The organism is Paraburkholderia sp. SIMBA_027 (assembly GCF_046535315.1).
GTDB classification, from domain to species: Bacteria; Pseudomonadota; Gammaproteobacteria; order Burkholderiales; family Burkholderiaceae; genus Paraburkholderia; species Paraburkholderia tropica.
In genome coordinates, this window is sequence record NZ_JAWRWY010001403.1 from 1 (window position 1) to 244 (window position 244).

Sequence of the window (244 nt, forward strand, 5' to 3'; positions counted from 1 at the left end):
TGGTGAAGGTCACGGCCTGGGCGCCGAACCCGTCGGAAGCGATTTCCCGCATGGACCGCGCGCTGCGCGAGTTCCGTATCCGCGGCGTCGCCACCAACCTGACCTTCCTCGAAGCCATCATCGGCCATCCGAGTTTCCTCAACAACACCTATACGACCCGCTTCATCGATTCGACGCCGGAACTGTTCGCGCAGGTCAAGCGTCAGGACCGCGCTACCAAGCTGCTGACCTATCTTGCGGATGT

Annotated in this window: 1 protein-coding gene; it reads left to right on the plus strand. The window is 61.9% G+C overall.

Annotated elements, in window-relative coordinates; translation table 11 throughout:
• Positions 1–244: hypothetical protein (locus tag SB764_RS43805; RefSeq protein WP_410867279.1), on the plus strand; the 244-nt coding region annotated here is incomplete at both ends.